Source organism: Streptomyces sp. NPDC093149 (assembly GCF_044754145.1).
Taxonomy (GTDB): domain Bacteria; phylum Actinomycetota; class Actinomycetes; order Streptomycetales; family Streptomycetaceae; genus Streptomyces.
The window spans coordinates 1-17,758 of the sequence record NZ_JBIVON010000021.1; the positions used below are offsets into that span (position 1 = coordinate 1).

The 17,758-nt window shown below is 71.8% G+C and carries 14 protein-coding genes and 1 pseudogene; 10 read left to right on the plus strand and 5 right to left on the minus strand.

The window, feature by feature from the left end:
- Positions 1 to 363: pseudogene (locus tag ACIQCZ_RS36400) on the plus strand (hypothetical protein); the annotation flags it as partial.
- Between the two features lie 693 nt (positions 364 to 1,056).
- The gene (locus ACIQCZ_RS36405; protein ID WP_402289337.1) at positions 1,057 to 1,473 is read left to right on the plus strand and encodes a hypothetical protein; all 417 of its coding nucleotides are present in this window, start codon (positions 1,057 to 1,059) and stop codon (positions 1,471 to 1,473) included.
- 342 nt (positions 1,474 to 1,815) lie between these two features.
- Here the strand turns inward: ACIQCZ_RS36405 and ACIQCZ_RS36410 are convergent, their stop codons facing one another.
- Both ACIQCZ_RS36410 and ACIQCZ_RS36415 read right to left on the minus strand, forming a co-directional pair.
- Positions 1,816 to 2,541 carry a BTAD domain-containing putative transcriptional regulator gene (locus ACIQCZ_RS36410; RefSeq protein WP_402289339.1) on the minus strand — a complete coding sequence of 242 codons (726 nt, stop codon included), beginning with the start codon at positions 2,539 to 2,541 and terminating at the stop codon, positions 1,816 to 1,818.
- A gap of 451 nt (positions 2,542 to 2,992) precedes the next feature.
- Positions 2,993 to 5,137, minus strand: coding sequence for an MMPL family transporter (locus ACIQCZ_RS36415; protein ID WP_402289341.1), 2,145 nt, complete (start codon positions 5,135 to 5,137; stop codon positions 2,993 to 2,995).
- Between the two features lie 269 nt (positions 5,138 to 5,406).
- On the opposite strand from ACIQCZ_RS36415, the gene ACIQCZ_RS36420 reads away from it, so the two are divergent.
- Positions 5,407 to 6,675 (plus strand): sensor histidine kinase, encoded by a 1,269-nt coding sequence (locus ACIQCZ_RS36420; protein WP_402289344.1) that lies wholly within the window; start codon positions 5,407 to 5,409, stop codon positions 6,673 to 6,675.
- On the plus strand, positions 6,660 to 7,307 hold the full coding sequence (locus ACIQCZ_RS36425; RefSeq protein WP_351082828.1) for a response regulator transcription factor: 648 nt from the start codon (positions 6,660 to 6,662) through the stop codon (positions 7,305 to 7,307). Before ACIQCZ_RS36420 ends, ACIQCZ_RS36425 begins: the two co-directional genes overlap by 16 nt.
- Positions 7,308 to 7,362: 55 nt before the next feature.
- Here the strand turns inward: ACIQCZ_RS36425 and ACIQCZ_RS36430 are convergent, their stop codons facing one another.
- On the minus strand, positions 7,363 to 9,027 hold the full coding sequence (locus ACIQCZ_RS36430; protein ID WP_402289347.1) for an alpha-L-fucosidase: 1,665 nt from the start codon (positions 9,025 to 9,027) through the stop codon (positions 7,363 to 7,365).
- Positions 9,028 to 9,245: 218 nt separating this feature from the next.
- Positions 9,246 to 9,749 carry a MarR family winged helix-turn-helix transcriptional regulator gene (locus tag ACIQCZ_RS36435; protein ID WP_402289349.1) on the minus strand — a complete coding sequence of 168 codons (504 nt, stop codon included), beginning with the start codon at positions 9,747 to 9,749 and terminating at the stop codon, positions 9,246 to 9,248.
- A gap of 95 nt (positions 9,750 to 9,844) precedes the next feature.
- Here ACIQCZ_RS36435 and ACIQCZ_RS36440 point away from each other — a divergent pair, with 95 nt between their 5' ends.
- From ACIQCZ_RS36440 to ACIQCZ_RS36465, 6 genes are all read left to right on the plus strand, one after another.
- Positions 9,845 to 10,390 carry a carboxymuconolactone decarboxylase family protein gene (locus ACIQCZ_RS36440; RefSeq protein WP_402289352.1) on the plus strand — a complete coding sequence of 182 codons (546 nt, stop codon included), beginning with the start codon at positions 9,845 to 9,847 and terminating at the stop codon, positions 10,388 to 10,390.
- Positions 10,391 to 10,522: 132 nt separating this feature from the next.
- Complete coding sequence (locus ACIQCZ_RS36445) at positions 10,523 to 10,696, plus strand: hypothetical protein (RefSeq protein ID WP_402289355.1); 174 nt, start codon at positions 10,523 to 10,525, stop codon at positions 10,694 to 10,696.
- A gap of 98 nt (positions 10,697 to 10,794) precedes the next feature.
- Positions 10,795 to 12,717 (plus strand): hypothetical protein, encoded by a 1,923-nt coding sequence (locus ACIQCZ_RS36450; protein WP_402289358.1) that lies wholly within the window; start codon positions 10,795 to 10,797, stop codon positions 12,715 to 12,717.
- 80 nt (positions 12,718 to 12,797) lie between these two features.
- Entirely contained in the window at positions 12,798 to 13,703 is a 906-nt protein-coding gene (locus tag ACIQCZ_RS36455) for a metal-dependent hydrolase (protein WP_402289361.1), read from the plus strand.
- Positions 13,704 to 13,705: 2 nt separating this feature from the next.
- Positions 13,706 to 14,788: a PDR/VanB family oxidoreductase gene (locus ACIQCZ_RS36460; protein ID WP_402289364.1), complete on the plus strand. Its 1,083-nt coding sequence runs from the start codon at positions 13,706 to 13,708 to the stop codon at positions 14,786 to 14,788.
- An 87-nt stretch (positions 14,789 to 14,875) separates the two neighbouring features.
- Positions 14,876 to 15,598 carry a TetR/AcrR family transcriptional regulator gene (locus tag ACIQCZ_RS36465; protein ID WP_402289367.1) on the plus strand — a complete coding sequence of 241 codons (723 nt, stop codon included), beginning with the start codon at positions 14,876 to 14,878 and terminating at the stop codon, positions 15,596 to 15,598.
- 33 nt (positions 15,599 to 15,631) lie between these two features.
- On the opposite strand, the gene ACIQCZ_RS36470 is transcribed toward ACIQCZ_RS36465, so the two are convergent.
- Positions 15,632 to 17,668 (minus strand): ATP-binding protein, encoded by a 2,037-nt coding sequence (locus tag ACIQCZ_RS36470; protein WP_402289369.1) that lies wholly within the window; start codon positions 17,666 to 17,668, stop codon positions 15,632 to 15,634.
- Positions 17,669 to 17,758: the final 90 nt, after the last annotated feature.

A 17,758-nucleotide genomic window follows, 5' to 3' on the forward strand; every position in this document is an offset into this window, starting at 1 on the left:
GGCAACGGCAACGTCCTCCAGCAAGGCGCCCAGACCGGCCGCGGCGGCGGCAACGTCCTCCAGCAAGGCGCCCAGACCGGCGGCAACGGCAACGTCCTCCAGCAAGGCGCCCAGACCGGCCGCGGCGGCGGCAACGTCCTCCAGCAAGGCGCCCAGACCGGCGGCAACGGCAACGTGCTGCAGCAGGGCGCACAGACCGGCGGCAACGGCAACGTCCTGCAACAGGGCGCGCAGACCGGCCCCGAGAACGGCAACGTGCTGCAGCAGGGCGCACAGACCGGCGGCAACGGCAACGTCCTCCAGCAGGGCGCACAGACCGGCCCCGAGAACGGCAACGTCCTCCAGCAGGGCGCCCAGACGTGACCTCTGTCGCGAGCTGACCACGCCAGACCCGACCGACCAGACTCGACAACGCGAACCCGCCACTGGGCAGTGGCGGGTTCGCCATTTCCGTGATAGCCGACCCCTCGAACTGTGGGGTCGTTCCGATGCAACCAGCTCCGCGGCGAGGCCGGTCCGGTACTCGCGTTGCCCGGATCCGGGCCTCGGCCCGGATCCGCGGCCGGCCGGGGCCGGTATGACGGTGGACGTACTTGGCCCAAGAGCTCGTGACACGATCTCGTGGAAGCTGTTTGTCCTCTACAACGACATGGCCTGACAACTCCTGCCCCGGGAGCCGGGGGTCGGCTCGGGACGGACGTGCCGGCTCCGCCTGGACCGGTGGCAGAAGGCAGGAGTCTTCGGCCGGCGGCACCGGCTCCTGCTCGCCGAGCTGAACGCGGCCGGCGAACTCGACTGGTCCCGGGCGTGCGTGGACGGTTCCCACACCGTGCGAGGAAGGGGGCGCCGACACCGGTCCGTCGCCGGTCGACCGGCGGAAGAAGGCCGGCAGACACCACCTGATCCGCGACAAACGCGGCACCCTGCTCAGGGTCGCGACCGCGGCCGACGTCGACGACGTCACCCGGGCCCTCGCTCCGGTCGACGGGATCGCGCCCGCCGCGGGCCACCCCGGTCGGCCCCGCCGCAGGCCCGAAGCCCTGCTCCCTGCTCTTCATGTCCCCGTCCGCCGACGCAGCGTCGTACGGTTGCGCCGGCTCCGAGATCGATTCGTACGCCCTCAAGACCAGCGGCGGGGTGACGAACGGGACCTTCCACCTGTTCCACGACTCGTCGTCGGGGAAGAACTGCGCGATGGCCGTGGCGAGTTCGGCGGGAGGGTACGGCACGCCCACCCTGAAGACGGTGTGGCTGATGAAGTGCCCTGCCGGGTACAAGGCGTGGGCGTCGCGTGACGACGCCCACGACGCGTACGTACAGGACCCTGCCGTAGGCAGTTCGACGAAGTACTCCCCATACGCGGGGCCCGTGTCGCCGAGCGCAGCCGGGCGGTGCATCGCCGTCGGCGGGAGCATCACGTCCCCGAGCGGGACCAATGCCCATTACACGACCTATGCCACCCACTGCGGCTGAGCCCCTCGCGCAGATTTCCGTACGCTCCGTGAATCCATTTCCGGCCCGCCTGCCACGGAACCCTTGGTTCTGCGCCCGATACACCTGATACGCCTGATCAAGGGCCGTGTCGAACGCGCCGCTCAGCCGCGTCTCGTCGCGGGTGCACAGCCGGTGGGCCCGGACCGCGGCTGATCTCGCGGTCGGTGGCAGCCCGGCGCTGATCGACCTGTCGGTACGGCGCTCGTCCCGAAACAGACGCGCCGTCACCCTCATCAGGAAGATCCCGCAGCGCCCGACCCCGTTCACGTACGCGGCTGTGCACGTCGGCTCGTACGCCGACGTGCACAGCCGCTCACGCAGTTACAGGGATCCGTTGCCGGGGCGCGGCCGCTGCAGTTCGGACACGAGCCGTCGCAGCCGCGGTGTGGGCCGAAGCCCCAACTCGTCGTGGAGGTGCCGCTCGTAGCGTTCGAAGTCGCACAGCGCCTCGGACCGGTTGTCCTCCGCCAGGTGGGCGCGGATCAGCGAGGCCTGGCTGCTCTCCCGCAGCGGATCCGCCTGGACGGCCGCACGGGCGGCCGTCACAGCCCCGGCGAACTCCTTCGTGTCGATGAAGACTCCCGTCAGTGCCTCAAGGGCGTGGAGTCGAAGTTGCCGCCATTGCTCCGCCTCCGGCAACATCCACTCGTCGTACCAGCCGGGCAGCAAGTCGACGGAGAGCTGGTCGACGGTCGCCGCGTTGAGGTCGAGCTCCTCGGCCGGGACATGGGGATCGAGTATGCGCTGGGCCAACGACCGGGCCCGGTACAGGTCGACGGTGGCTTCCCGCGCGAGGCGCAGCTCGGCGGGGCAGATGTTCAGTGCTTGCTTCCCGAGGCCCTGCAGGCGTGACAGTGCCGACCGCAGGTTCGTGTTCGCACCCTGCTCGGATGCTTCGGGCCACAGACTCCCGGCGACCAGAGCCCGGGGGACAGCAGCCCGGTAGTTGAGCGCGATGAACGCCAGAAGTCGCTTCGAGCCGACCGGGACGGTCACCGGTTCATCGCCGACCACTATGTCGAAACCGCCGAGAAGAGAGATGCTCACGGACGGCACGAGCCTGGTGGGTGGCGGAGAGAAAGCGAGATCATATGAACTCATGGCTTTGGGATCGCGTAGGGGTCGGTATACCCGGCGCCCGTCGACCGGCCGCGCCGCCATTGCTGAGGGCCAGCGATCTTTACACCTCCCGCTTAGCCATGCTGCTCTACCCTCCGAGAGTTGTCGAATTGTCCCAATCGGGGCCTAAGGGCTGGCGCCCTTCGGCCGAGCTTCCGCAGGTAGGCGCACGGGGCGGGCGTGCCGCGCAGCCCGCTCCCGCCGTTCGGGTGGCAGCCGGTGCGAGTGGCGTCCGCAGATGGCACCGCGGCGCATTGCACGGCACAAGTGCGCCAGGGCGACCATCGCACTGTTCGCTCCTTCTGTTGAACGCATAAACACTGCCGGCGGTAGCTGCCGCAGCCGCCCCGGCCGGCGGTGAGCGGGCCGGGGCGGTCGGTCAGCCGCGCGTCCCCGACATCGCCAGTGCCTCGGGCGTACCCGTCTCCGGCTCGCCGTGCTCCAGGCCCGGCAGCCGGGCCAGTCCGCGCGGGGTCCGCCAGTTCCGCTCCCCCAGCAGGGCCATCGCGGAGGGCAGCAGGACCATCCGTACGATCGTGGCGTCCAGCAGTACCGCGACGGCGAGGCCGACGCCCATCTGCTGCATGTCCTGCATCGACAGCGTCCCGAAGACCGCGAACACCGCGACCATGATCAGGGCGGCACCGGTCACCGCGCCCGCCGTCCGCCGGATGCCCTCGTCGATGGCGGCCCGGGTGCCCAGACCGCGGTCACGGGCCTCACGGATCCGGGAGACCACGAACACGTGGTAGTCCATGGAGAGTCCGAACAGGACGACCAGGACGAACAGCGGGATCCAGGCCTCGATCGCGCCGACGCCCTCCGAGCCGATCAGCGAGGCCCCCCAGCCGTGCTGGAAGACGGCGACCATCACTCCGTACGCGGCGGCCACGGAGAGCAGGTTGAGCACGATCGAGGTCACGGCGATGACGTACGAGCGGAAGCAGAACAGCATCAGCAGGAAGGTCACGGCCGTGATGAAGACGAAGACCGGGACGATGCCGCGCTTCAGCTGGTTGTTGAAGTCCACGGACCCGGCGATCTCCCCGGTCACGTACACCTGGGCACCCGTGCCGTCGAACGCGGCGGGCAACCGCTTCTCGCGCAGCTCGGAGAGGTCGGCCGCGCCGCCGGGGAGCGGTACCTCGATCTCGGCGACGTTCTGCGCCGTGTGGACGGTGACCTTGTCGAAGCCGTCGAACGCCTTGCGCAGCGCGGGTGTCCCGATGTGGTCGGCCTTGACCACGACGCGCGCCGGGGCGGGGCCGCCGGGGAAGTTCTCGTCGATCTGCCGGTAGGCGACCGAGAGCTGCGAGTCGGAGCCGAACTGCTTCTCCAGGCCCAGCTGTTCGGTCTTCATGCCCAGGGCGGGCGCGGCGAGGGCGAGCAGTACGACGACCGAGGCCGCCGCGAAGGTCTTCGGGCGCGACAGGACCGGCTTCAGCACCGTGCCGGCGAATCCGCCGCTGGTGCGTGCGCGCCGGTTCCCCCGCCGGTTTCCCCGGCCCCCGAGGAACGGCACCCGTCCCGCGTCGGTCCGGTCGCCCAGCCAGGACAGCAGTGCGGGAAGCACCGTCACCGAGCCCAGCATCGCGATGAAGACCACGATGATCGTGGCGAGCGCGAAGCCCTTGAACAGCATCAGCCCGGACAGGAACATGCCGGCCATCGCGACCATGACCGTGATTCCGGAGACGAGCACGGCCCGGCCGCTGGTCGCCGCCGCGATCCGCAGGGCCGTTTCGGCATCGCGCCCCGCCGCCCGCTCGTCGCGCTCGCGCCGCAGGTAGAAGAGGCAGTAGTCGACGCCGACGGCGAAACCCATCAGGAACATCACGGAGTACGTGGTCTGGAACAGGTGCAGTTGGTGGCTGGCGAGCGAGAGCAGTCCGAAGGCGGCCATGCAGGCGGTCAGTGCCAGCCCGACCGGGAGCAGCGCCGCGACGACCGCCCCGAAGGCGACCAGCAGAATGCCCAGGGCCAGGGGTACGGCGGTGAACTCGGCCTTCCTGAAGTCCTCGGACAGCAGGTCGCCGAGCCACTTCCCGGCGCTGGCCTCGCCGAACTGGTGGATGGTGACGCCGGGATGGTCCGCCCGGACGCCGGACACGGCGTCGAGCACGGGCTGCACCCTGTCCGGCGCCGTCGCCGCGTCCCCCTTCATGTCGAAGGTGATCAGCGCGTCCTTGCCGTCCTTGGAGGGGATCGGCGCCGCGACGTGCGTCACCTCGCCGGTCCTGTCGAGGGCCGCGGCGACCTCACGGGCGGCTCCTCGCCAGTCGTCCGCCTTCGCGGTCGACACCATGACCAGTTCACCGGCCGGCTGCCCGAGCCCGGCGTCGTCGAGAATGCGCTCGGCCCGCGCCGAATCGCCCGCGGCGTTCTCCGCGTCGTCCATCTCGACCAGGCCGGATGCCCCGCCGATGGCCGTGGTGAGCACGACGAAGAGCAGCCAGCCGAGAATGGCGGTCTTGCGGTGGTGTGCGCTCCACCCACCGATGCGTGCCGCGAGGTTGCGCCTCATGGCGTGTTCGCCCCCAGAAGTCGGATCGAAGTCAATGGCAGCCGACGCCGGACGCGTCGCTGACGGACGCCGATGAATCTAGGAACGGCCGGCCGGCCGCCCCAGCCGTCGGGCACCCCTCTCACGGAGCCGTAGGGCGAAGGCGTCGGGGTGGTGCTGGGTACACCCCCGCCCGGGTGGCGAAACGGCTGACCCTCAAGGAGCCGTCCGGGTGAGACTGTCCTCGGACGGGTCCGGCACGAGGGCCCGGCGAGGGGAGACGGACCGAGATGAACGCGATACGGACCCGGACACGGGGCGCGCTGCTGGCAGCCTGGCGGGGCGTCGTGGTGTCGATCGCCAGCCTGTTCGGGTCGATCACCCTCTTCGTGTGGGCCGTGCTCTCCATCGCCTTCATCCCGCTGGGCATCGGCCTGGTCACCACGCCCTATGTGCTGGAGCTGGTCCGCAAGCACGCCAACCGGCGCAGGCTGCTCGCGGTCACCTGGTGCGACGTCCGAATCCCGGTCCCGTACCGGCCTTTCCCGAAGGATGTGCGCACCGGCTTCACCGGGCAGGTGGAGCGGACCACGCTGTTGCTGAAGGACCCGGCGACCTGGCGTGACATCCAGTGGCTGCTGGTCGACATGACCGCCGGTTACGTGGTGGCGGTCCTGGCCTCCGCGCTGCTGGTGTACCCGGTGGAGGGTTTCGTCCTGGCGGCCGGGTTGTGGCGGGTCTTCACCGACGACCGTTACTGGTACGCGTTCGTGCCGGTCGACAGCCAGGCGACGGGCCTTGCCGCCGCCGCGCTCGGTGTGGTGTTCTTCGCGATCGGTCTGCTGGTCGGCCGGCCGCTGCTGCGGCTGCACTTCGTGATCGCCCGCGCGATGCTGGCTCCCACCCAGGAGCAGGAGCTGGCCCGGCGCATCGACCGGCTGACCGAGACGCGGCACGAGGCCGTGGACACCGCCGCCTCCGAACTGCGGCGCATCGAGCGGGACCTGCACGACGGGGCGCAGGCCCGGCTGGTCGCCATGGGGATGAACCTGGGCGCCGTGGAGGCGCTCATCGAGAAGGACCCGGAGCAGGCGAAGAAGCTCCTCGCCATGGCTCGCGAGTCGTCGGCCGAAGCCCTCACGGAGCTGCGCGATCTGGTCCGCGGCATCCATCCGCCGGTCCTCGCCGAGCGCGGACTGGGGGACGCGGTCAAGGCGTTGGCGCTGCGGCTGCCGATCGAGTCGGAGGTCCGGGTGGAGATGAACGGACGGGCGGACGCCGCGGTCGAGTCCGCGGCGTACTTCGCGGTGAGCGAGACGCTGACGAACACCGCCAAGCACTCGGGGGCCGACCGGGTCTGGGTGGACATCCACCACGCGGACGCCATGCTGCGGGTCTCCGTCACGGACAACGGCAAGGGCGGTGCCGCGGTCGGTTCCGGATCGGGTCTGAGCGGAATCGAACGCCGACTCGGTACATTCGACGGCATCATGGCCGTCAGCAGCCCCGCGGGCGGTCCCACCATGGTGACCATGGAGATCCCTTGCGAGTTGTCCTAGCCGAAGATCTCTTCCTGCTGCGCGACGGCCTGGTCCGGCTGCTGGAGGCGTACGACTTCGAGATCGCGGCAGCTGTGGAGACCGGGCCCGAACTGACCCGGGCCCTGGCCGAGTCGGCGCCGGACGTCGCGGTCGTCGACGTCCGGCTTCCACCGTCGCACACGGACGAGGGCCTGCAGTGTGCGCTGGCGGCCCGGCGGGCCAGGCCGGGGCTGCCGGTGCTCGTGCTCTCGCAGCACGTGGAGCAGTTGTACGCGCGCGAGCTGCTGGCGGACGGCAACGGCGGCATCGGCTATCTGCTCAAGGACCGGGTCTTCGACGCCGACCAGTTCATCGACGCGGTACGCAGGGTCGCCGCGGGCGGCACCGCGATGGACCCGCAGGTGATCTCGCAGCTGCTGTCGCGGCGTTCGCAGGACAAACCGATGGGCGGGCTGACCCCGCGTGAGCTGGAGGTCATGGAGCTGATGGCGCAGGGCCGTTCGAACGCGGCGATCGCCTCGCAGATGGTGATCACGGAGCGGGCGGTGGCCAAGCACACCTCGAACATCTTCGGGAAGCTCGGTCTGCCGCCGTCCGACGACGACAACCGCCGCGTTCTCGCGGTGCTCGCCTATCTCGACCGGGGCTGAACCGGGCCCGTGGCCGTGGGCCGCGCAGCCCTCGTGGGGTGCGCGGCCCCGCCGGTCACGGCGCCGTGGTCAGGTGCAGTGTCGTCGCCCCCGGATGCGGTGTCGCCCGGGACTCCAGCACCTTCACCCGTACCGAGGTGGCGGTGACCGGCGCGGCCAGGGGCAGAATGCGGCGGTGGCCGATCGTCGTGCCCTCGGCGATCCGCTGCCAGGTCCCGCCGATCCGGGCCTCCACGGCGAACTTCTCCACCCGCTGCCCGTGCCGGACGTCCTCACGGACGGCGACCCGGTCGAAGGTGTACGGGGCCGGTCCCTGCTTGCGTACGTCGGTGCCGTAGATCCGTCGTACGTCGGAACCGAAGGCGGTCAGTGACGCGACATCGGCGTCGTCGATCCGGCCGTCCTTGTCCGGCGGGACGTTGAGCAGCAGGGAGGCGTTGCGGCCGACGCTCTTCTCGTACAGGTTCATCAGCTGGGCGGGGGACTTGGGCTTCTCGTTCGGGTGGTGGAACCAACCGGGCCTGATCGAGACGTCGGCCTCCGCCGGGTACCACTGCAGGTAGTTGACCGCCGGGTCGAGGATCCTGGCCCGGGAACCGATGTCGGAGTCGGTCGAGTCGTTGGGGAGGCTGCCGAGCCCCGTCCACGGGTCGGTGGTGTGCGGGGTGACGCTCCACTCGGTCTCGCGGGCGACGCCGCTCTCGTTGCCGACCCAGCGCACGCCCTGCGGGCCCTGGAAGACGACGGTGTTCGGCGAGAGCGCCTTGACCATGTCGAACCACTGCTTGACGTTGTACTTCTGCGTGATGCCGGAGCCGGACCAGGGGTTGGCGCCGTCGAGCCAGAGTTCCTCGATCGGCCCGTACTGGGTGAAGAGTTCGTAGAGCTGGTTGAGGTAGTACGCGTCGTAGTCGTCGGCCATCACCTCGAAGGTGGGCAGCTTGCCGCGCTCGACCGCGGCGGCCCGGTCGTCGCCGGGGACGAGGGTGGGGATGGTGCGCTGCGTGACCGCGCTGCCGTTGCCGAAGCGGCCCTCACCGGCCGGGGCGCGGTCGCCGTCCTCCAGGGCCATGCGCTCGGGCAGGCTGAGCGGCTTGCCCTCGGCCTGCTTCTTGCGGATCGTGTCGACCCACTGCGCGTGCCAGGCGTGCGGGAGTTCGGCGCCGTCGGAGGGCGAGAGGTAGAGCCCGACCTTCAGGCCCGCCTTGCGGGCGGCCTTCACGTACGCGGCCACGACGTCGGGGCTGCCGGGGCTGAGCGCGACCGAGTGGTCGGTGTACCGGCTCGGGTAGAGCACGAAGCCGTCGTGGTGCTTGGCGGTGAGCATGACCTGCTCGACACCGGCGGCCTTGTAGGCGCGCATCCACTGGTCGGCGTCGATGGCCGTGGGGGCGAAGAGCTTCTCGTCCTCCGTGCCGGAGCCCCACTCGCGGCCGGTGAACGTGTTCATCCCGAAGTGCGTGAAGGCGGTGACCTCCCGCTGCTGCCAGGCGAGTTGACCGCGGGTGGGAACGATGTTCGCGGCCTTCTCGATGATCCGGTCCGGGCTGTCGCAGGACTCGACGGTCATCTGCGAGGCGGGCTTCACGGGCGCGGAGCACGGGGTGCCCGGCGGCGCCGACCGCTGGTCCACGGGCTGCTGCGCGATGGCCTGTACGGGGACGAGCGCGGCGGCCGCCGCCAGTGCGAGCGCACTGAGCACACGGGTACGTCGTGCCATGGTTCCCTCCCATTCCCGACCAGCATTGGTCGGATCTCTTGGGTGTCGACGTGCGCATGCTGCCGCACGGAACGACTCACGGGAAGGGCGTGCACAACATACGTCCTATCTCTCGCCCCTAAAGTCCAAGCCCGAGCCGGGACCGGAACCGGGCACCCGCACCCACCCCGGCCACCGGACCGGCCCTGCACGCCCGGGGCCCGGCACCGGCGCCCGCCTCAGTCGCCCAACCAGCCCGGCACGTCCAGCCGGAACGCGCCCGCGGGCACCATCGTGCGCAGATCGTCCTCCAGTGCGCGCACCCTGCCCTCGCCGAGCACCCGGACCCACTCCGCACGCAGCCGGTCGAAGCCCTCGGCCGACCGGACCAGGACGTCGACGCCCCGCGCGGTCAGCCGGACCAGTTTGCGCCGGCCGTCGCGGGGGTCGTCGACGCGTTCCACATAGCCGAGCCCCTCCAGCTTCTCGACGGTCTTGCCCGCGGCCTGCTTGGAGACTCCGAGCCGTCGGCCGATCTCGCTGGCCGTCGCCCCGTCACGACCGACGGCCTGGAGCGCGAAACCGTGCGCGGGCCGCACATCGGGATGCCCCCGCTCGGCGAGCTCACGGTGCAACTCATCGATGATCGACCGGAATCCGGCGAACATCAGCAGGGGCAGCTCGAAGCCCGCCCCGGCACTCGCGGACGACCGGGCCGCCGCCCCGGCCTCCGGCTCAGCCATTGCAGAACTCGACAACCTGATTTACTTTTTCGTCAACCACGTTGTCGAGTTTAGCGTGAGCACCCACGGTGAGAACCCACCACGAGAGGTCATCCATGCCCGCGTCCGCGTTCCCCGACCACACCCTCGAATCCGCCCCGCCCGCCGCCCGCCGCGCCATGGAGGCGGTGTCGCGGAAACAGGGCTACCTGCCCTCCGCGGTCGCCCGGCTCGCCTCGTCCCCCGAGCTGCTCGACGGCTTCCTGAAGATCAGCGCGCTCTTCGAGTCGACCACCCTGGACCCGCTCTCCCGCGAGACCCTGATCATGACGATGGCGGTCCGCAACGAGTGCCACGTCTGCGTGGCGATGCACAGCGCGAAGCTCACCGCCCTCGACGTCGCCCCCGAGGTGCTCTCCGCGCTGCGCGAGCAGCGCGTGGTCCCGGACGAACGGCTGGAAGCGATCAGGCAGTTCACCCTGTCCGTGATCGCGACGGCCGGAGCCGTGGACGACGGGACGCTCCAGGCGTTCCTGGCCCACGGGTACACCACCCGCAACGCCCTGGAAGTGGTCCTGGGCATCGGCGCGTACACGATGTCGACGCTGGGCAACCGGATGACGGGGGCGTCGCTGGATCCCCGAACGGCCGCCTTCGCCTGATCCTCGGCCGCCTCCTGCCCCAGGGCGGAGGCGGCCGGAGTGGCCGCGACGGCGGCCCTCCCACCCGGTTGCGGCGGCCGAACGGCCGGGATCGGGACGAACCGCCGCGCGCTGTCGTGCACCAGCCGTAAGTTGCCCACCGCACACGCCTGTTGTGGCATGCACGGCGGGGCGACCCGGCGGGTGGTGGCCACGGTCGCCGCGCCGGGAGCGGCGGCCTCGGACGTGGGGATGCTCACGAGCGCGACGAACGGCGGCAGCGGGCTGCGCGGCACGGTCGAGTTCAGTGGACGGCGGCTGTCGTGAGCCGTGCCCGGACGCCGCGCGCGCCAATGCTCCAATGCGCCGGGGCACACGGTGATGCACCGGGGTGACCATCGCACGATTCGCTCGTTCTGCCGATCGTGCGCCCACTGCCCGAAGTACCTTCCGCAGCCGCCCCGGCCGGGGCCGAGCAGGCCGCGCTCGTCGCGCACTATCCGCGACTGGTCCGGCTCGGCTATCTCGTGCTGTCGCCGTCCCTCGGCAGCCATCGCCGGGTTCTGACGGCGCACACGCTGGCCCAGCGGTCACTGTTGTCGGTGCGCCGGGGAGAGGGGGCGACCGAGGGCCGCGTCCCCCTGCAGCGTCGCCCCGGTGGCCCGGCGGTGGACCCGGCCTACGCCCACGTCCGCGAGCGGGTGCTGCGTGCGGCGCTGACGGCGGGCCGCCCGTGGCACCGCGTCCGGCTGCCGCCGTTCCTCCCGCTGGTGTGGGGGCTGCGGCTGTTGCCGCACTCGGGCGGATCGGATGAACTCGCCCTGGAGCACGCCCTGTCGGCGCTCTCCGGCCCCGGGCGCGCCGCCCATGCACTGCGCGGCCTGGAGCGGCTGGCCGACGTCGAGGTGCGACGGGTGCTGACCGCCGCCGGGGTGGCGGACCCGCACGCGGCGCTCGCGGAGGCGGACGGCGTGTCGGCACCGCACGCACTCCTCGCGTCCCCGGAGTTCGATGCCTGTTCGCTCCAGGCCCGCCCGCCGGATCTGCCGCGCCGTCGTCGGCGCGCGAAGGCGGCGGTGGCGGCCGTCGCCGCGCTGCTGGTGTGCGCGGCACTGCTGGGGCTGCCGGGCGGTGGCTGGGGAGGCGACACACCGCCCGCGTCGCGTCCCCGTCAGGCCTCCGCCGCACAGACCCCGGATCCCGGCGCCCTGGGCCGGGTGCCGGCGACATACTGGCGACGCTCGCCGCGTACCGACTTCAGCTCCTGGCCCACCCGGGGCGACCGTGCCCGGGACCTCCGGCTGCTGCGCCGCGCGCTCACCGCGTGGGCGCGGCCGGACGGCGCGGTGCGCGTGTCGGCGACCGCGGGCACTCCCACGGGCCCGCCGATGGGCGCCCCTCAGCTGCTGTACGCGGGCGGGGTGGGCCGGGCGACGGTGGTGCTGTTCTACGACGGGCTGCGCGTCGTGCGGTACGCGGAACCGCAGGGCCCCGATCCGGCCGTGGGCGCGGCGCTCGACTTCGCCCGGGTCGACAGCGCCGACAGGGCCTCGGCGGGCGCCCTGGTCGCAGGCCGTACGGGCGACCGGATCCGCTATCTCACCGCGCCCTGGGTGCGTGCGGTGTCCGTACGGGATCTGCTCGCCCCGGGCGGCGGCGCGCGCCCCCTGCACCGCACCGCCGACGGCGTGACCGCCGCGCTGAGGAGCACGGTCACGGCCCGGAGCTGTCACGTCTGGGACGCGATCGAACTGCGGGACGGCTCGACGACCCGTCTGATGACGGACCTCGGCGAGCTGACTCCCGCCCGGCTGACGTCGGGCCCGCCGTCGGCCCCGCACGACGTCGACGGGCGGGCGGAGCGGGACAGTTGGGCGCGGACCGCCTGTCTGCTGCCGGCGGTCCGTTCGCACGGTGTGCGAACGGTGAACTCCTGGCAGTACGCCGAGCAGCCGCTGCCGGAGGGCAACGGCTCGGCACGCTGGCTGTGCACCAGGGCGGAGACCTGGCGGGGCACCGGGAGCCGGGTGCTCGCCCAGTTCCAGGCCCCGTCGGCCCCGTCCGTGGCGACGGGCGGGCCGCCCGGAGCGGTCGCGGCCCGTGCCGAGGACTCACCGGCGTGCGGCACGCGCGATCCACGGGTGCTGGCCGGGGTGTTGTGGAAGTCGCACGGCGGCCACTGGTACGTACTGGCCGCGGGCAGCGAGCAGTTCGTCTCGCTCACCACGTCGGGCGGGGTGGAGGGGAGGTCCGACGGCCGGTTCCTCGCCGTGCCCGCCGGGGCGGGCGACCGGGCACGGCTGAACGGGACACTGGCGGACGGCGGCCGGATGGGCGCCCTGCGCTGACGGCCCGAACCCCCGGGGAGGGCCGGGAATTTCCACGCAGGCCTCTGTTCCCACGGCTTACCCATCAGTACATTGACACCATGTCTAACACGCAGCCAGCGCCGGTCGCGTCGGAGCGGACGCAGCTCATGGCCCGCAAGGTCTCCTTCGCCTGGGAGAAGACGCCCCTGCACTGGGTGCCGGGCGATCCGTTCACCACGCACACCATCAATGTGCTCCATCTGCTGCTGCCCGCCGGGGAGCGATGGTTCATCCATGTGTACCGGCAGGTGCTGCCGTACATCCATGACGAGCAACTGCGCCAGGACGTCATCGGGTTCATCGGCCAGGAGGCCGTGCACTCCCAGGCGCACGACGACGTCCTGCCGCGTCTGAAGCAGCTCGGTCTCGATCCGACGCCGTACACCGCGCAGGTCGACTGGTTCTTCGAGAAGCTGCTGGGCGACCGGACGCTGCCGCCGGGCCGGGCGCGCACATGGTGGCTGATGGAGCGGGTGGCGACGATCGCCGCGATCGAGCACTACACCGCCTTCCTGGGCGACTGGGTGCTGAACGCCGACGAGCTGGACCGGCGCGGCGCCGATCCGACGATGCTGGACCTGCTGCGCTGGCACGGCGCGGAGGAGGTCGAGCACCGCTCGGTCGCGTTCGACGTGTTCATGCACGTCGACGGCAGCTACCGGCGACGGGTACGGACCTGGGCCACGGCGTTCACCGCACTGCTCTTCTTCTGGCAGCGCGGCACGCGTTTCTTCATGGAGAACGACCCGACCCTGCTGCACGGCAAGGCCTCGTTCAAGGAGTTCTACAGCAGCGGCAGGCGCGGCACCCTGCCCGCGACCGGCGATCTGCTGCGCTCCGTCCCCCGTTACCTGAGCCGGGCCTACCATCCCTCGCAGGAGGGCAGCACCGCCCAGGCCGTCGACTATCTCGCCCAGTCGCCCGCGGCCACGGCCGCCGAGGCCCGTATGACGGGAACCAGCTGACCATGCCGCTCCCCCTGCCCCGCCTGCGCACCGTCGTCCTCGTCACCGGCGCCGCGCTGCTCGCGAAGCGGGCCGTGCGCAAGCGCATCCGGAACTCCCCGCTCTGGCCGCTGCCGGCCCTGGAGAACCCGGTCTCGGGCCACTCCGACCGCAGCTCCACCACCACCCGCCGACTGCTGATCACCGAGCGGACCACCCCCGCCGAGGGCGTGGTCCTGCTCCGCCTGGAGGGCACCGGTCTGCCCGCCTGGCAGCCGGGCGCGCATCTCGATCTCCTCCTTCCCTCCGGCCTGGTCCGCCAGTACTCCCTCTGCGGGGACCCGTCCGACCGCGACGCGTACACGATCGCGACCCGCCTGGTCGAGGACGGCCGGGGCGGCTCCCACGAGGTGCACGCCCGGCTCCACGAGGGCGTGGAGGTCGAGATCCGCGCCCCCCGCAACCGCTTCCCCCTCGCCGAGGCCCCCGCGTACCTCTTCGTGGCCGGCGGCATCGGCATCACCCCGATCCTGCCGATGCTGCGGTCCGTGGCCGCCTCGGGCGCCGACTGGCGGCTGCTGTACGGCGGCCGGTCCCGCGCCTCGATGCCCTTCCTGGACGAGATCGAGAAGCTGGGCGCGGAGGGCGGCCGCGTGACGATCGTCCCCGCCGACGAGAGGGGTCACCCGGACGCGGCCGCGGCCCTGGCGGACACGGTCGAGGGCACAGCCGTCCACTGCTGCGGCCCGGAGCCGCTGATGGACGCGGTCGCCGCCGCCCTCCCGCCCGGCCGCACCCTGCATCTGGAACGCTTCACGGCGGCGACCACGTCGTCCACCGACTCCGGCCCCTTCGAGGTCGAACTGCGGCGCTCCGGCCGCACCGTCCGGGTGGCGCCGGACCAGTCGGTGCTGGCCGCGGTGCGCGAGGAGCTTCGTCACGTCCCGTACTCCTGCGAGCAGGGCTTCTGCGGAACGTGCCAACAGCGCGTCCTGGAGGGCGAGATCGACCACCGCGACGAACTCCTGACGGACTCGGAACGGGACGATTCGATGCTCATCTGCGTGTCGCGGTGCCGGGGGGAGAGGCTGGTGCTGGACCTGTGACGGCGGGTGGCCGGATGTCGCCCGGCGCGCTGGGCCGCCCCGGCCCGCCACCTCTCCCCCACAGCCCCACTCGGTACGCTGTCCACCATGACGACCGGGGTACGGCGCAGGATGGGCGTCGAGGAGCGCAGGCAGCAGCTGATCGGTGTCGCGCTGGAGCTGTTCAGTCACCGTTCCCCGGACGAGGTGTCGATCGACGAGATCGCGGCCGCTGCCGGAATCTCGCGGCCGTTGGTGTACCACTACTTCCCGGGGAAGCAGAGCCTGTACGAGGCGGCGCTGCGACGGGCGGCCGACGAACTGGCGGCGCGGTTCGTCGAGCCGCGCGAAGGTCCTCTCGGGGAGAGGCTGTTGAGGGTGATGGTCCGGTTCTTCGACTTCGTCGAGGAGCACGGGCCGGGGTTCTCGGCGTTGATGCGGGGCGGGCCCGCGGTCGGTTCGTCGACGGCCAACGCGATGATCGACGGGGTGCGGCAGGCGGCGTACGAGCAGATACTGGCCCATCTGGGGGTCGAGGATCCCCCGGCTCGGCTGGAGTTGGTCGTGCGGTCGTGGGTTTCGCTGGCCGAGTCGACGGCGCTGATCTGGCTCGACGGACGGCGGATCGCGCGCGCGGAGCTGGAGTTGCAGCTGGTGCACGACTTCGCGGCGCTGGCCGCGGTGAGTGCCGCGTACGACACGGAGATGGCGGGCGTCGTGCTGAGGGTCCTCGGACAGGAACCGGCGGACGGGCCGTTCGGGGAGCTGTTGGACCGGCTCTCCGCGCTGGCGCCCGCCGTGCCGACCGTTCCCGTGCAGCGACTGCCCTGAGGGCTGTCCCGTAACCCCTGGCCGGGACGGCCCTCAGCCGAGCAGTTCGCCCTGGAGCGCGGCTGCCAGGCCGACTTCCGCGTTGTCCGTCCGCCCCCGGTCGAAGGCGCGTTGGTAGGCGTCGTCGCCGACGGCCGCGCGGGCCTGGCGCTCGCACGCCTCGCGCAACGGGCCCAGTTCCGGGGTGCCGCGCTGCGGGTGGCCGACCATGCGCCAGTAGACCTGCCCCGTGCCGTACACCCGGGCGGCGCGGGCGCCCGCGCCCTGTGCGGCGATCGCCGCGGCCAGGATGTCCAGGCCGAGCGCGATGCCGAAGCTGTCGCGCATGCGGTGTTTGCCCGCGAGCATCGAGCGGGCGTAGGAGGCGGAGGATTCGGCGTCGCCCCGCAACAGGGCGATCAGGGCGAGTTGGTAGTCGACGTAGCTGCGGGTCCAGCACTCGTCCTGGGCTTCGCAGGCCGCGCGCAGGGCCATGGCCGCCTTCACCGCCTCGTCCAGCCGTCCCAGGCTGGTCAGCGCGAAGACCGTGATGAGGTGGCAGCGCAGCCGGTAGGCCGATTCGAGCGGGGTGGCGGCGCCGGTGATGCGCAGCACCCGGGCGACCTGGCGCAGACTCGCCTCGGGGCGGCCGGTCATCAGATGGGTGAGTCCGCACAGATAGGCGGCGGCGAGGATGCCTTCGTCGGTCCCGTCACGGGCCGCCGACCGGGTGCATTCCCTGCCCAGGCGCCGGGCGGCCGGGTAGTCGCCCTGGAGCATGACGGTGATGCCCAGCACCCACAGGGCGCGGGTGCGGTGGGGGCCCTCGGCCGGTCCGACGTCCAGGGCGCGCTGCGCGTACTCACGGGTCTGCGGCAGATGACCGCAGCAGCACCAGAAGAAGCCGATCCGGCCCGCCATCTCCTGTGCGGCCGCGGTGTCGTGGGCCAGCAGGTGGTCGAGTGCGGCGCACAGGTCGGCGTGCGACTCGGCGATGCGGTGGTACCAGAAGATCTGCTCGTCGCCGGTCCAGCCCGCGTGGGCGTAGCGGGCCAGACCGAGGAAACAGGCGGCGTGCCGGTCGGCGGCGGCCCGTTCCTCGCCGAGTTCGGCGAGCCACATCCGACCGTACTCGCGGATGGCGTCGAGCATCCGGTGGCGTGCGCCGTCCCGTCCGACGACGGACTTGGCGACCAGGCCGTTCAGCGCCTCGGTCACACCGTCCGCGGTGAGCGGCCCCTCGGCGCAGACCTCGCGGGCCACGGCCTCGTCGAAGTCGCCGCGCAGCACGGTCAGCCGCGCCCAGAGCAGCCGTTCCAGCGGGGTGCACAGCTCATGGCTCCACCCGATGGCGGTACGCAGGGTGCGGTGGCGCGGCGGCCGGGCCGACGCGGCGGCCGGTACGTCGAAGCGGGAGCCGATCCGTACGGCCACCTGCTCGACGGTGTCCCGGCCGAGGGCTCCCGCCGCGAGTTCGATGGCGAGCGGAATGCCTTCGAGGCGGCGACAGATCTCCTCGGCGGCCTCGGCGTTGCCCGGCGCGTCGAGCGCCAGCCGTGGAGCCGCCGCGGCCGCCCGGTCCCGGAACAGGGTCAGTGCGTCACCGGCGCCCTCGACGGGCAGCGGTTGCACCTCGACGAGCCGTTCGCCCCGGATGCCCAGGGGCTGCCGGCTGGTCGCCAGCACGGTGAGGCCCGGTGACGTGGTGAGGATCTCGCCGAGCAGGTGCGCGCACGCGGAGCGCAGATGTTCGCACGAGTCGAGGACCAGCAGCAGCTCCTTGTCCGTGAGCCATTCGCACAGCGCGTCGATGGGCATGCGCAGGGTGTGGTCGGAGAGCCCGACGGCGTCGGAGACGGTCGCGATGAGCAGTCCGTCGTCGTGGAGCGGGGAAAGGTCCGCCCACCAGGCTCCGTCGCGGTGTGCGGGTGCCGCCTGCCGGGCCGCGCGGACCGCGAGCCTGGTCTTGCCGACGCCGCCGCTGCCGGTGAGGGTGGTCAGCCGGTGCGTGGCGAGGGTGTGTTCGAGGCGGGCAAGTTCCGCTTTCCGTCCGACAAAGCTCGTTGTCTCCTCGGGGATGTTGCTCGCCATGGTCACCGTCGCCGAAAACAGATGGACCGGCCGGTCCCGGCCCCTGGTTCCGTGCGGTCAGGCATGGGAGACACCTGACGTACCGGAAAG